General features: G+C 46.7%; 12 protein-coding genes. 1 reads left to right on the plus strand and 11 read right to left on the minus strand.

Translation table 11 applies throughout. From position 1 onward, the window contains the following. The 8 genes from VN105_RS26360 to VN105_RS26395 form a co-directional block, all read right to left on the minus strand. Positions 1–1119, minus strand: a 1119-nt coding sequence (locus tag VN105_RS26360) for a beta-ketoacyl-[acyl-carrier-protein] synthase family protein (RefSeq protein WP_325645872.1), incomplete at its 3' end; no start/stop codon positions are given. Between the two features lie 48 nt (positions 1120–1167). Next, the gene (fabG, locus tag VN105_RS26365; RefSeq protein ID WP_325645874.1) at positions 1168–1896 is read right to left on the minus strand and encodes a 3-oxoacyl-ACP reductase FabG; all 729 of its coding nucleotides are present in this window, start codon (positions 1894–1896) and stop codon (positions 1168–1170) included. Positions 1897–1944: 48 nt separating this feature from the next. Beyond that, the gene (locus VN105_RS26370) at positions 1945–3480 is read right to left on the minus strand and encodes an aromatic amino acid ammonia-lyase (RefSeq protein ID WP_325645876.1); all 1536 of its coding nucleotides are present in this window, start codon (positions 3478–3480) and stop codon (positions 1945–1947) included. 147 nt (positions 3481–3627) lie between these two features. Beyond that, a complete protein-coding gene (locus VN105_RS26375; protein ID WP_325645878.1) occupies positions 3628–4920 on the minus strand; it encodes a hemolysin family protein in 1293 nt (430 codons plus the stop codon). A 23-nt stretch (positions 4921–4943) separates the two neighbouring features. Beyond that, on the minus strand, positions 4944–5675 hold the full coding sequence (locus tag VN105_RS26380; RefSeq protein WP_325645880.1) for a ZIP family metal transporter: 732 nt from the start codon (positions 5673–5675) through the stop codon (positions 4944–4946). Further along, the gene (locus tag VN105_RS26385) at positions 5672–6250 is read right to left on the minus strand and encodes a phosphatase PAP2 family protein (protein ID WP_325645882.1); all 579 of its coding nucleotides are present in this window, start codon (positions 6248–6250) and stop codon (positions 5672–5674) included. The genes VN105_RS26380 and VN105_RS26385 overlap by 4 nt, the downstream gene beginning before the upstream one ends. A 2-nt stretch (positions 6251–6252) precedes the next feature. Beyond that, the gene (locus VN105_RS26390) at positions 6253–6996 is read right to left on the minus strand and encodes a class I SAM-dependent methyltransferase (RefSeq protein ID WP_325645883.1); all 744 of its coding nucleotides are present in this window, start codon (positions 6994–6996) and stop codon (positions 6253–6255) included. Positions 6997–7027: 31 nt separating this feature from the next. Then, entirely contained in the window at positions 7028–9046 is a 2019-nt protein-coding gene (locus VN105_RS26395; protein ID WP_325645885.1) for an LTA synthase family protein, read from the minus strand. A gap of 167 nt (positions 9047–9213) precedes the next feature. On the opposite strand from VN105_RS26395, the gene glmM reads away from it, so the two are divergent. Then, positions 9214–10596, plus strand: coding sequence for a phosphoglucosamine mutase (gene glmM, locus VN105_RS26400; protein WP_325645887.1), 1383 nt, complete (start codon positions 9214–9216; stop codon positions 10594–10596). A gap of 304 nt (positions 10597–10900) precedes the next feature. On the opposite strand, the gene VN105_RS26405 is transcribed toward glmM, so the two are convergent. The 3 genes from VN105_RS26405 to VN105_RS26415 all read right to left on the minus strand — a co-directional run bounded on the left by VN105_RS26405 (position 10901) and on the right by VN105_RS26415 (position 14223). Continuing rightward, positions 10901–12028 carry a cysteine desulfurase family protein gene (locus tag VN105_RS26405; RefSeq protein WP_325645889.1) on the minus strand — a complete coding sequence of 376 codons (1128 nt, stop codon included), beginning with the start codon at positions 12026–12028 and terminating at the stop codon, positions 10901–10903. Positions 12029–12220: 192 nt separating this feature from the next. Then, positions 12221–12949: a response regulator transcription factor gene (locus VN105_RS26410; protein ID WP_325645891.1), complete on the minus strand. Its 729-nt coding sequence runs from the start codon at positions 12947–12949 to the stop codon at positions 12221–12223. Further along, positions 12946–14223 (minus strand): sensor histidine kinase, encoded by a 1278-nt coding sequence (locus VN105_RS26415; RefSeq protein ID WP_325645893.1) that lies wholly within the window; start codon positions 14221–14223, stop codon positions 12946–12948. Before VN105_RS26415 ends, VN105_RS26410 begins: the two co-directional genes overlap by 4 nt. Positions 14224–14500 lie beyond the last annotated feature (277 nt).

The raw sequence follows: 14500 nt of genomic DNA on the forward strand, positions 1-14500 counted from the left end.
ATTTAACCTGGCGGCATCCTCGTCGGGGTTATCCAGGTTGATATTCGGGGCTATAAAACCGTGCTGCATCATGAGCATGGAGTATACGATTTCGCTGGCGCCGGCCATCCAGCATTCATGGCCGGTCATTGATTTAGTGGAGCTTACATAGGGCCTGGAGCCGCCAAACACTTCGTGAATCGCTTTGGCCTCGCTGGCATCACCGGCGGCGGTGGAGGTAGCGTGTGCATTGATATATTCTATGTCGCCCGGTTGTAAACCGGCATCCTGCAGGGCTATCTGCAGGGATCTTACAGGGCCGTCTACAGTTGGATTGGAAATATGTGCGCCATTGGACGAAAAGCCGTATCCCAGCACTTCTCCCAAAATGGTGGCGCCCCTGCGCTGTGCGGATTCCAGGCTTTCCAGAATCACGGTAGCGGCGCCGCCACTGGGCACCAGCCCGTCGCGGTCGCGGTCAAAAGGCCTTGAAGCACGGGTAGGATCATCTTCTCTTACAGAAAATGCGGCAATGGCATCAAAGTTTCCCATCCCGTATACATTCACTTCCTGGGCGCCGCCGCAGATCACGGCGTCCTGCATCCCGTTCCTGATAAACATATGTCCAAGCCCGATGGCATGCGAACCACTGGCGCAGGCGGCGCTTACGGTGAAGTTCACGCCCCGGAGCTTAAAAATGGTGGCCAGGTTCATATTTACCGTGGAGTTCATGGTCTGGAAAACAGACCCCGACCCCACCAGCATGGTATCTTTTTTTGCCCGCATAATATCATTGGCTTCCACCACCGGCTTCGCGGAGCTGTCGTTGCCATATAAAAGTCCTACAGGAGTGGAGTCGATATATTCAGGCGTCATTCCCGCCTGGGCAAGGGCCTCACGGGTGGCCATGTAGGCAAATTCCGCCTGCTCGGGCATCATCAGCCTCGCGCGGCGGTCCAGCAGCCCTTTGAGTTCGGGCCTTTGTATATACCCGGTTAACCCGGAACGGTATCCAAATGCTTTTCTTTCGGGATCCAGCACAATGCCGGATTTACCCTGGTACAATGAATCCCTCACTTCCTGCATATCCTTTCCGATGCAGGAATAGATTCCCATTCCAGTGATCACTACTCTGTTCATAGCTCTTAGCTTTTAGCGGTTAGCCTTTAGCCCGGTATACTGACGTTATTAAGTATGAAGCCCCCCATTGATGTTCAAAATTTCCCCGGTAATATAACCTGCCGACCTGGATGCCAGGAAGGCAACAGCATCTGCCACCTCTTCGGCAGTGCCAAACCGGTTCATCGGAACCTGTGCTGCCAGCTCTTTTTCATTGAGCTCAGCCGTCATATCTGTTTTAATGAAACCGGGTGCAACGGCATTTACCGTTACTCCTCTTTTGGCTACTTCCTGCGCCAGCGCCTTTGTAGCCCCAATAACCCCTGCTTTGGCGGCAGAATAATTGGTTTGACCGGGTAACCCTTTTATACCTGACAGCGACACCATATTGATGATACGCCCGTAACGCTTCAGCAGCATGCCATTCAGCACCTGCTTGGTGACGTTAAAAAATCCATTCAAACTGATATTGAGTACATTGCTCCATTGCCCTTCATTCATCCAGAACATCAGGGAATCTTCCCGGATGCCGGCATTATTCACCAGCACTTCAATCTGTTTTTCTTTATTGTTTTCCACCCAGCCGCCCAATACCTGCTGCACTTCAGCGGCATCGCCCACATTAAACGGTATCAGCTCGCCAGTACTGCCTTTTGCCTTCACAGCTTCCAGCGTTTCCAGCGCAGCAGCCTCATTTCCTTTATAATTGATCAGCACATGATAACCTGCTTCGGCCATCCTGATACATACTGCCCTTCCTATTCCTCTTGACCCTCCTGTTACTAATGCACATTTCATGAATTACAAATTACGAATTACGAATGACGGCTAACCACTATTGTTTGATCAGAACTGGATTGGCATATTCTTTACCAGGTAAGCTTTAATCTGCTGAAGATCTTTATAGCGGGGGCTGTCCTCAATAAATTTAGGGAAAATCGCCCTCACTTCCTGGTATACTTTGTGGGAGAATCCCGCCAAACGGTCCTGGCAATTCAGATAATCCACCGCCTGCAACATTGTCATCACCTGTATGGCCAATACCTGGAAAGTATTATCTATTACTTTGCCGGTCATAGTAGCGGCGTTGGTGCCCATGCTCACAATATCCTGGTTATCGTTGTTGTTGGGAATACTGTGTACATACATGGGGAACGACAATGTCTGGTTTTCCGCCACGGTGGAGGTTGCCGTAAATTGCACCCCCTGCATTCCAAAATTGAAGCCAAGTTTGCCCAGGTTCATGAACGGAGGGAACTTGTGGTTCAACTTTTCATTCAGCAGGTAGTTCAGCTGTCGCTCTGCCAGCATCGATAATTTGGTGATCGCTATCTTGATCTTATCCATCTCCAGGGAAACATAATCGCCGTGGAAATTTCCGCCATGGAAAACGTTTTCCAGGTGATGATCCACTACAGGATTATCGCTCACGGAGTTCAGCTCCTGTACCACCAGTTTTTCTGCCTGTACAAGGGTATCGTAAACGGGGCCCAGGATCTGCGGAACGCAGCGCAGGGAATAATACTCCTGTACTTTATCTTTAAAAATCTCTTCTTCCAGTTCTTTATAAAGATGATCGGGGCGATGGCGGACCATTTTACTGCCGGTGAGGATTTCCCTCATTTTAGCCGCAATCTTTTGCTGGCCTTCATGCTTTTTCACGGCATTCAGTTCGGCAGACAGGTGGTCGTCGAATGCCTCCACTATTTCATTGATCATGGCAGATAATACCACAGACCATCCCAGCAGTTTCTTTGCTTCAATCAGGTTTACCAGCCCGATACCCGTCATGGCCGATGTACCGTTAATAATGGCCAGGCCCTCTCTCACGTGAATGCCTATGGGCTTCAGTCCCAATTTTGCAAATACATCTGCCGTAGGCTGATATTTATCTTCATACCAAACCTCTCCTTCGCCGATCAATACCAGCGCCAGGTGGGCCAGCTGTACCAGGTCGCCGCTGGCGCCTACGCCACCATGCTCAAACACACAGGGATATACGTTTTTATTGATCAGGTCTTTTAAAAGATGTACCACTTCCGGGTGAATACCGGAATGCGCCTGCATAAAGCTGCTCAAACGCGCTATCATCAAGGCTTTGGTATGCAAGGGCGACATACAGTTACCCGCCCCGGAGCTATGACTGCGGATCAGGTTATACTGCAACTGGAAAGTATCTTCATCGCTGATACGGTACTGGGCCATCGGGCCAAAACCGGTATTGATACCATAGATCAGTTTCTTTGCAGAAAACTTTTCAAGGAACAGAAAACTAGCTTCCACCTGCTGCAAAGCGGCTGTTTCCAACGTCAGCTCTTCGCCGCCCAAAAGGACCCTGTACACTTCTTCCAGGGACAGTGCCTTACTTCCTATTGCAACCATTTTATCTTAAATTAAATTATTTGTATATGTAAAAAAGTGCTCAAAATTAGCATAAAGCTAGATTTATCCAAATAAATAACAACCCCATTCATCGAATTACGGGTAATTACGCATGCGGTTATTACTTATCCGGGGAGGGGCGCAAGCCTATTTTTCTTCTTCTGTTGGTGTTGGCGGTGTAACCAGTACTTTATCGATACGATGTGCATCCATGTCCACTATTTCAAAAGTAAAATCTCTCCAGGAGAACTTCTCGCCTGTTTGCGGAATATGTTCCAGGTGATGCAGGATGAAACCTGCCAGCGTATCAAAATCCTGCTCAAATTCGGTCATCCAGTCTTCTTTATCAAATTCCTCCAGGAAATCATAAAAAGGTATCTGGGCATCTACCAGCCAGGTACCGTCTTCCCGGAGCACCATTTCATAATCGTCGCTTTCGGCTGTTTCCGGCATATCGCCTACAATGGCTTCCAGTATATCATTGAGGGTGATCATCCCCAGGAAGGTGCCATATTCATCCACAATAAAAGCGGCATGCAGGTGTGTTTCCTTGAATTTTTCCAACACCTGGTAAGCGGTATTATTTTCAGGTACAAACAGCGGCTTACGGATAATTTCCGGGAGCCCGGCGGCATCCCCGGATAATGAATACAGATCTTTAATAGTAATCAGTCCTTTGATGGTATCTATCTGCCCGTCGCATATCGGGTATACCGAGTGCAGGCTTTCAAGGATCCTTTGCCGGTAGGTGGCCGGATCATCGTTGATATCCAGCCAGGTAATATCATTACGGTAGGTCATGAGCGAGGTGATGTTACGGTCGCCCAGGTGAAATACCCGTTCTATAATTTCCTGTTCTGTTTCCTCAATGGCGCCGGAGCTGGTGCCTTCATTAATAATAGCCTTGATCTCTTCCTCCGTAACATGCGGCTCCCCGGATTTGAGGTTGAATAATTTTATGAGGGCAGCAGAAGAAACCGTTAACAGCCAGATGAATGGAAAGGTAAGCCAGGAAAGCACCTGCATGGGTTTGGCCATAAACTTGGCAATGGCCTCGGGCCTGGCCAATCCTATACGTTTAGGTACCAGTTCTCCCAATACCATGGAAAAATAAGTGATCACCACTACAATAAGAACAGTGGCCGCCACACTGCTGTAAGGCTGTATGAGCGGAAAGGTGTTGAGCCAGGCCATCACATCGGTTTTGATGTTTTCGCCTGAATAAATACCCGTTAAGATGCCGATCAGGGTAATACCGATTTGCACGGTAGAAAGAAAGGTGTCCGGATTGTTGGCGAGCTTTAAAGCTGCCTTTGCTTTTTCATCCCCTTTATTGGCCTGGTTCTCCAATCGGATCTTCCGGGCCGAGACCAATGCTATCTCCGACATCGAGAACAGGCCGTTCAATAAAATAAGGATGAGGATAATGACGACTTCCATATATAAAGCCTAAAAATAAAAAATTATTCAAATATCAGGGTCAGAAATGCCAGGATCAAACCTATGGCTATTGCCAGTATTTTTTTCCTGCTGAGTTCATGATGTTTTGTGCCGCTTTCATAAAAGATAGTAGTGGAAATATGCAGAAATGCCCCCACTACCAGCGCCACCACGTATAAAAGATAGTGCTGCACCACTTCGAAACGGCTGCCCAGCCAACCTGCCAGCACTGCTGCCAGCGGCGTTACCAGTGCAAAGATGATCAGTATCCGCCAAAGCTCCGCACGTTTCCGGTGCGTATGCATCATCACGGTGATCAGCGTTAATGCTTCGGGGATCTTATGGGCCGCCACTCCCGCCATCAGCGACGGCAATGCGGAATGATCGCTGTATTTAAATCCCAGTGGCAACCCTTCCATGAAAGCATGGATGGAAAGCCCCAGCAACAACGGCGTTACCGCAATATGGTGATGATGTTCCTGCGGCATATGGGTATGCCCATGCTCCATTCCATGGGAGAGCTGCTGCAGGAATACCTGCAGGAAAAATCCCAGCACAATATAAATACCCGCCTGGTGCCCCAGTTCCTCATACACTTCGGGCAGGAGGTGCATAATGATCACCCCGAAAAGAAAAGCCCCTGTAAATGCAAGCAGGTAAATAGAAAAGTTGGCATTAATGCGTTTTACTGTCATGGGTATCATCCCACCAGCAATGGTTGCAGCCAGTATCAGTATCAGATAATTCCAGTTCATGATGCGAGTTCAGACTCCAGTCTTATGCGGCGTTGAAAAAAACTACCGCTCAGCAGCCCGATTAAAATACCCAGTACCGCACCACCTGCTACATCGAGCGGATAGTGCACGCCTACATATATCTGTGCATAGCCTATAACAGCGGCCCATGCAAAGAATAACCAGGTGTACCGGTGAAATGCCTGTTTTAAAGTTATGAAACAAAATGTAGCCAGGGCAAAATGATTAGCGGCATGGTTGGAAGTAAAACTTCCGCTCATAGGGCAGTATACCACCAATACCCTGGCATAGTGCGATACCAGCGGGTCACGGCAGGGCCTCACTCTCCCAACGGCGCTTTTCAGGTACAGGCTGCTCTGGTCGGCCACGGCAAAGCACAGCAGGAAAAACAGTATCCAGAAAAGTCCTTTCCACCCATAGTTAATAGTTACAAACAGCCCCAGGAACAGGTACAACGGCGCCCAAACATAAGGCTCCCGCAGAAAAGGCAGCACCACATCCAGGAACCCATTGTACCACTGACCGTTAATATGAAAAAAAAGCCGGAGATCCCCGCGTAATATCGATTCAAGCATGGCTATGATTTTGTGGCGATGATGATCAGTCGCGGCGAACGCTGCTCATCATAGCTGTTAAAGTGATAGTCGCCGAATATTTCAGTTATTGCAAGCCCCTGTTTGGCAAACATGGCTTCAAACTCCGCCCTGGTAAAGGCGTTCACACTTTCGGTGTAAGTAGCGCGGCGCATTTTTTCCTTGTCCAGAACACTGATCTGCTTCATAAACTTATGCGCTTTCAGTTCCCGGCGGATATCAAATACGATGTTGTCTTTTTCCTTTACTTCATCGTTCACCAGGTGTGTAGCTACATAGTTGCTGTTCAGGTAGTCCAGTACCAGTTTACCTCCCGGTTTCAGCGCATTGGCGAGGGTGCGAAGAGCGTTGTCATTTTCGCGCTGCGTTTCAAAGTAACCGAAGCTGGTAAAAAAGTTAAATACCACATCAAAATAGTTCACCCAAAAAGGTAAACGCATATCGTGCTGAAAAAAGCTCAGGTGGTCGCTTTCCAGCTTTTTTGCCACATTAATGCTTTCAATAGACAGATCGATCCCGGTTACATAGTAGCCCTTATCTGCCAGGTATTTGGCATGCCGCCCCCTTCCACAGGCCACATCCAGCATTTCCGCATCCGGTGCGGGCTGCAGGTAGGTGAGCAACTTATCGATAAATGCCGCAGCCTCCCTGTCATCCCGGTTATTGTACAACAGGTGATAATAGGGAGAATTAAACCAATCTTTAAACCATAGTTTATCTACTTCCATATTTTGTGCAGCTATCAACAAAAGGTAACAGCTATTTTTTATTATTAAACATCAAATATCGCGTGCTTTCGTAAAAGCCACGTGTTAAATTATCAAGGCTTTTTGCGGTATCCGCCTGCTCTGCAAGGATGTTCTTCAGCGGCGCACCGTGCAGATCATACAATGCTGTAGCATTTGTGACCATATTTATTTCATACAGGTAACGATCGCCCAGCATCGCGTAAAAAGGCATCTGATTACGCAGGTAGGTCATGAACACATACTTACCGTTCACCCGGGTACTGTCGAAAAGATCTGTACCCAATGTATAATTCCTGTAAGGCATTCCCACCATTTTCGCTACTGTAGGATACACATCCAGCAGGCTGCCGGGCGTGTTTACCGTTTGCGGCGCCAGGTGTTTCGGGCTGTACATGAACGCGGTAACATGCACGCCGCCGGTAGACAACTCATATTCCGGCAGCGGCATAAAGCTGTAGGGATTGAGCACACAGTTATGATCTCCGAAAAATACAAAAATGGTATTATCAAGATAGCCATCTTTACGCGCCATGTCGATAAGATGCCCTACGTTATAATCTTCATACCTCAGGGCATTGAACTGGTCTACCGACACAAAGCCCGATTGTTTAAACTTTTTCATGTCCAGCTCTTTCTCCGTCACCTTTTTAAAATCGCCGGCGCCACCGGTGGTAGTGTAAGGCGGGTGATTATCTGCCAGCTGGAGGAAGGCCACAAAGGGCTGCTTCTTATCATTATCTTCCTTAAAAATACCACTCGCTTCGGTGATCAGGTCATAATCGGAGATCCCCCATACATCAGCCTTCCCGGATTTATACATCCCTTCTTCATAAATGCGGATCCCTTCCACATTGTTGGTAAACACCGCGCGGATATTGGCCCAGTTGGTATTGCCGCCCAACAGGTACAATTTATCATATCCTTTGAACTGGTCCATTACAATGCGCTGGTCCAGCATTTTTGGATGACGGCTGGCCGTTTTCACGGCAGTGATATCTGGCAAACCGGTATGCACGCCAAATACTGTTTTGGCTGTACTGATGGCCGGCACATAAAAATTTTTGAACAGGATACCGCTGTCGGCCAGCCGTTTCATGTTGGGCGTAGCCTGCATGGGATTGCCATACATACTGGTTACTGCTGCACCGGTAGATTCCAGCATTACCAGCACCACGTTGAGGCGGGGCTTGCTGCTATCGCCCGCCACGGTACGCACGTATTGCAGGTTATTCACATCGGCGGAGTCCACTTTAAGATAGGAAGCCACGTATGGATAATATTTTTTGGTAGCCTCCAGGTTGTAAGTGTCGCCTTTTACAGAAAAGTTAGACGCAAAGTACAGGATGGGATTGAGTCCCAGGCTGGTTACACCGTTATCGCGGGTAAACATGGCCTGGCTCCAGCGAAGCGGGAAATAAGCAATATTCCCATAGATCCCCGCTGCGAACAGTAATACCATCCCGATCACATAACCGGTAAAAGGCCATTTGCGCAGCTGGATGGCCGGTTGTGCAGCAAATTTCTTCCAGGTGGCCTTCTGCAGGCGGTATACCAGGAACATAAATACAAAAATCCCCAGGGCGCCTCTTACTACCGGGTAGCTTTGCCATACCATCCGGGCGTTATCCGCCCGCTCTCCTTTTGCCAGGAACCTCAATACAGAAGGGTCCAGGCGCTGCCCCAGGTAATCGTAATGGCCGAGGTCGAGAATATAAAGAAGGGTAAGCAGCAGGTAAATAAGAAAGAAGTAAGTAAAATTGATATTGCGCAGCGCCCGCGAGGTGAAAAATTTATTCCGGGTAATCAGCGTTAATAGCAATATGGGGATCATGAGGTAAAGTGCCAACCGGAGGTCAAATCTTAATCCCAGGTTCCAGGCTTTGAGTATCGCTGCATGCTCTGTAATGGTGGTTTTGAAGAAGAACAGGTAAAATATAGCCCTGAACATTACCATTAGCAAGAAGAGGTAAAGCGTTTGAACAAACACATAACGAATATACCGGGGTATATTCTTCCACGAGTATTGCATGTAACGTATAGCTGTTTTTTAAAAAGCGTAGCTGCAAATATAGTGAAAAGTGGATGTGTAAAATGTAAAAATAGGGATAACACCGGCTTGTAACCGGTCATCTTTTCATAATTAGGATTTCTGGAATGGATTTTTTTATATTTGCCTTCCTTTAAAAATTGAATCTTGTGGCACTGATCAAATCGATATCCGGCATACGCGGAACCATAGGCGGTAAGCCCGGCGAGGGACTTTCTCCATTAGATGTGGTAAAATTCACCGCTGCCTACGGCACCTGGCTCAGCCGGCAAACAGACAACCGTAAGGTGGTAATAGGCCGTGATGGCCGTATTTCCGGCGAAATGGTAAAAAACCTGGTAGTTTCCACCCTGAACGGGCTTGGGATTGATGTAGTAGACCTCGGTTTATCTACCACTCCTACCGTGGAACTGGCGGTTACGATGGAAAATGCCGCCGGCGGTATTATTCTCACTGCCAGCCATAACCCTAAGGAATGGAATGCGCTGAAGCTGCTGAACAGTAAAGGCGAATTTATTTCCGGGGAAGATGGCGCCCAGCTGCTGGAGATAGCAGCACAGGAAGACTTTAACTTCGCAGACGTAAATAAACTCGGCGCCTACACTGCCGACGATTCTTACCTCCAGAAACATATCGACCTGGTAGTGAACTATCCGCTGGTGGATGTGCCTGCCATTAAAGCACGCAACTTCAAAATTGTGGTGGATGCCGTAAATTCTACCGGCGCTTTATTTGTTCCGCCCCTGCTGAAAGCCTTGGGTGTGGAAGAAGTAGAAGTGCTGTTTGCAGAAGTAAACGGAAAATTCAGCCATAATCCTGAACCGCTGGCAGAAAACCTGACCGCTCTTTCCAATGAAGTAAATAAATCCAATGCCGACCTCGGTATCGCCGTTGATCCGGATGTGGACCGCCTTTGCTTTGTTTGTGAAGATGGAAGCATGTTTGGCGAAGAATATACCCTGGTGGCAGTAGCCGATTACGTGCTAAGCAAAAGAAAAGGGAATACCGTTTCCAATATGTCGTCTACACAGGCGCTGAAAGATGTAACGCTGAAGCACGGCGGAGAATACACCCCTTCCGCAGTAGGCGAAGTGAACGTGGTAAAGAAAATGAAAGACACCAACGCGGTGATCGGCGGAGAAGGCAATGGCGGTATCATTGTTCCCGACCTGCATTATGGTCGCGACGCCCTGATCGGTATCGGTCTTTTCCTGAGCCACCTGGCGCATAGCAAAAAAAGCATCAAAGCCTTACGCAACAGCTATCCCGACTATTTTATCTCCAAAAATAAAATAGAACTGGATAAAGGTGTGGATGTAAAAACCATCTTCGAAAAGATCAAGGTGAAGTATAAAAACCAGCCTTTAAATTCAGAGGACGGATTGAAAATTGAGTTCGATAAAGACTGGGTACATCTGCGCACCTCCAATACGGAGCCCATTATCCGTATATATGCAGAGAGCCAGAACGAAACCACTGCAGATAACATTGCCAAAAGGATCATGCAGGACATTAAAGAGTTCATGCACTAATCGCCTTCGGCGATGCGCGGATTTTGTCTGACTCAGGATCAAACTGATTACGCTGATTTCCCTGATTTGATTACTTTGGATTTAAAATGATTTGGGAAGATTTAAGCGGATTTTGTCTGACTCAGGATTAAACTGATTTTGCTGATTACCTGGATTTTGTTTTTTGGATTTTATAAATGATTAAGGGAGATAAAAGCGAATATATCCGCTTTTATCTCCCTTCTTATTTAAAATCAGTAAAATCAAAAAAATCCAGCAAATCAGTAAAATCAGTAAAATCAGCGTTCCAAGACAAAATCCGCGTTTACATTAATTCCTTGAGCTTCTCCACTACTTTGTCCACTTCTTCTTTGGTATTGTTTTTAGAGAAGGAGAAACGCACTGCAATTTGGTTAGGATTGCTATTAATGGCGCGAATAACGTGTGATCCCGCATTGGCGCCGGAGGTACACGCACTGCCGCCGGAAGCGCAGATACCGTTGATATCCATATTGAACAGGATCATTTCCGTTTTCTCGGATTTGGGAAATGCCACATTCAATACGGTGTAAAGGCTACGGCCATGCAGATCGCCATTGAAAGCTACATCGGGGATATGCTTCGTCAGCTGTTCTGCCATGTACATACGAAGGCCGTTAATATGGGCACTGTGTTCTTCATGGTAAGTGGTGGCCAGTTCCAGGGCTTTTGCAAAACCGATGATGCCATACAGGTTTTCTGTGCCGGCCCGCATGTTACGTTCCTGGCTGCCTCCCTGGATGAAAGGCGTTATCTTAACATTTTCATTGATATACAGGATACCTACTCCTTTAGGCCCGTGGAACTTATGCCCGGCGCCGGTAATGAAGTGTACAGGTGTATTACGGAGGTCAAAGGGGTAGTGACCTACGGTTTGTACCGTATCCGAATGGAAAATAGCGTCAAACTCCTTGCAGAGGTTCCCAACGGCATGAATATCCAGCAGGTTGCCGATTTCATTGTTGGCATGCATGAGGCTTACCAGGCAACGCTCTTCCGAATTTTGCAGCAATTCCCGCAGGTGGTCCATATCAATATGGCCGCTGGGCAATACATTTACAAAAGAAAGGGCTACGCCATCGTGGTGGTGCAGGTATTCCACGGTGTGCAGGGTAGCATGGTGCTCAATAGGCGAAGAAATGATGTGCTTGCAGCCCAGGTCTTTTACCGCAGCATTAATGGCAGTATTACTGCTTTCTGTGCCGCCGGAGGTAAAAAAGATCTCTCCCGGGTGTGCGTTTAATGTTTTGGCGACTGATTTACGTGCGTTTTCGATACCCAGTCTTGATTCCCGTCCGTAAGAATAGATGGAGGAAGGGTTACCGAATTTTTCCGTCATAAAAGGCAGCATTGCTTCTAACACCGCCGGATCCAGCGATGTGGTAGCTGCATTGTCGAAGTATATTCTTTCCAATGTTTGGTGGTTTTTGATAAAAGAATAATAATTAATGGTGGTTGGTGGTCTTAAAAGGTAGCGAAGTTCCGAAAATTTTGGGATTTTTGATTTTGGTTTTTTATAAGCGGAAATTTAAAAGGAAACAACCCGCTTATAGCATTGCAGCGCGTTGTTCACCTTTTAAATCACATCTCCCGAAGGGAAAATATATTAAGAATTTCTGTTAATCACGTCATAGAACCGGTCGCGGTACCCATCGGAAATGGGAATGGACTGGTTGGCGATCATCACGGTGTTCTTCTCTACGCAGTTTATCTTATTCAGGGAAACCAGGTACGACCGGTGTACCCGGATGAATTTATCGGCCGGCAAACGGGTTTCAAATGATTTCAGGCTGCGCAGCGTAAGTACGGGCAGGTTATGTGTATAAATCTTCGTATAGTCTTTCAGTGCTTCAATGAAAAGAATGTCTTCCAGGTTGATCTTAATGATCTTATATTCTGTTTTTATGAAAATGTAGTCATTTACCCAGGCATCCATGGCGATGGCGTTATTGCCGGCGCTTACATTTTTCTGCTGGGAAACAGACCAGGTTTCGCTGGCTTTGGCGGCAGCCTTCAGGAAACGTTCAAAAGGAACGGGTTTCAGGAGGTAATCCACCACATCCAGGTTAAAGCCATCCAGGGCATACTCCCCGTAAGCGGTGGTAAACACTACCATGGGTGGGTACTTAAGGGATTTGAGGAACTGGATGCCCGTGATGTCGGGCATTTTGATATCGAGGAATACCAGGTCTACCGGTTCATCCTGGATGAAGCGTAACGCGGTGGCCGCGTTTTCGAATTTGCCGGCCAGGCTCAGGAAAGGAACCTTGCGGATATAATCTTCCATGATTTCCAGCGCCAGTGGCTCGTCGTCCACAGCAATACACTTTATCATTTTTTCAACACAATTTTAAGATCAACAATAAATTGGTTTTCGGTTTCCGTGATATCGATCTCGTGTTCATGCTCGTAAAGCAGCGCCAATCGTTTTAATACGTTGTCGAGGCCCACCCCGCCCCTTTCGGCTACCCGTTCTTTAAAGTGACTGTTCTTAACTGTTAATCTGATCATATCTTCAGTTGTAGCAATGTCTATATCTATAAAGGAATCCTCTGTATAACTGATCCCGTGTTTAAAGGCATTTTCCACAAAAGGCACCAACAGCATCGGCTCAATCTGCACACCATCAGCATTCCCGGTAAGCCGGTAACTGATCTCTATGTCCTTTGGCAATCTTAAACGTTGTATCTCAATGTAATCATGCAGGTATTTCAGTTCGTGCGAAAGCAATACCCTGGCTTCATTGGACTCATAGATCATGTAGCGCATAATGGTTGACAGCTTCAGAATGGCATGTTCTGTTTGCGCCGATTGTTTATGAGCCAGCGAGTAAATAGTATTCAGACAGTTAAAAAGGAAGTGAGGATTAATCTGCGACTTTAAAAATTTTAATTCCGCATTTAATTTCTCCACTTTCAGTTCTTCCCGCTGTTTTTCGCTTTTAAACCATTCAAGGGCGATCTTTATAAACCCGCTCATAAACAGCATGAGCAATGCAAAAAATCCGGATCTTCTCAACACTTCCGGAAAAAAAAGGTACTCCAGGATGCTTGGTCCGTCCGCATCTATCAGCGGCATTACCGGCCCGGGTAATGTAGGCATAGGAACCGCACTGGCAATGGCAACACCCGTGGTATCCAGTGTTCCGGGAGGCGCTGCAGTTACCTTGCCTGCTTCTATAAAACCCGCCCTCATCATCATACGACGACGGTGAAACGGTGGAAAGTTGTCGGATGTTACTTCTGAATTGTTAAATTTTTTATCCATGCGTATGGTCATCATCGGATGTCCCCTGTGCGCGTAGTTCCGGAAGAAATAATAATTTAAGGCCGCCTGCTGCAGTGTAATAAAAACAATCAGCACCACAATGCTGCTGAGATAAACAGCAATCTTTTTCCCGTTAAAAAAACGGGGTATCAGCACATAAATATTGAGGTAAAAAATACCAATGAGAAACAGGTTATCAATCAGTTCTTTTATAAAGAAACCTGTATGCAGGATCTGGATACGATAAATAAAAAAAGGGAAAAACAGAAAGCACGTCCAGCCAAGGATGTGCAGTGAAACGAGGAAGGGACGACTTCTGATAATCCGTTTGAAATTTAGCATCACTTTGTTTGATGCGATAAACTTACACCAGATAGGGTTAGGCTTGTGTTAAAATTTGTTAATCCGATATAAGGGTTTGTTAAATTTAATAAAGAAATTAAAAACAGCTTAAAATGCGCACGAAGATTGTCTGACTCAGGATTAAACTGATTACACTGATTACCCTGATTTGATTTTTGAGATTCTATAAATGATTAAAAATGATTTGGGAAGATTTAGGCGAAATTATTCGCTTAAATCTCCACAAATCATTTTTAATCCAAAGTAATCAAATCAG

This window comes from Chitinophaga sp., assembly GCF_035564935.1.
GTDB lineage: Bacteria > Bacteroidota > Bacteroidia > Chitinophagales > Chitinophagaceae > Chitinophaga.

Excerpts from the sequence above, each read along its gene's own strand:
- fabG (WP_325645874.1), bottom strand. The coding sequence starts at position 1,896 with ATGAAATGTGCATTAGTAACAGGAGGGTCAAGAGGAATAGGAAGGGCA.
- VN105_RS26370 (WP_325645876.1), bottom strand. The coding sequence starts at position 3,480 with ATGGTTGCAATAGGAAGTAAGGCACTGTCCCTGGAAGAAGTGTACAGG.
- VN105_RS26375 (WP_325645878.1), bottom strand. The coding sequence starts at position 4,920 with ATGGAAGTCGTCATTATCCTCATCCTTATTTTATTGAACGGCCTGTTC.
- VN105_RS26380 (WP_325645880.1), bottom strand. The coding sequence starts at position 5,675 with ATGAACTGGAATTATCTGATACTGATACTGGCTGCAACCATTGCTGGT.
- VN105_RS26385 (WP_325645882.1), bottom strand. The coding sequence starts at position 6,250 with ATGCTTGAATCGATATTACGCGGGGATCTCCGGCTTTTTTTTCATATT.
- VN105_RS26390 (WP_325645883.1), bottom strand. The coding sequence starts at position 6,996 with ATGGAAGTAGATAAACTATGGTTTAAAGATTGGTTTAATTCTCCCTAT.
- VN105_RS26395 (WP_325645885.1), bottom strand. The coding sequence starts at position 9,046 with ATGCAATACTCGTGGAAGAATATACCCCGGTATATTCGTTATGTGTTT.
- VN105_RS26410 (WP_325645891.1), bottom strand. The coding sequence starts at position 12,949 with ATGATAAAGTGTATTGCTGTGGACGACGAGCCACTGGCGCTGGAAATC.
- VN105_RS26415 (WP_325645893.1), bottom strand. The coding sequence starts at position 14,223 with ATGCTAAATTTCAAACGGATTATCAGAAGTCGTCCCTTCCTCGTTTCA.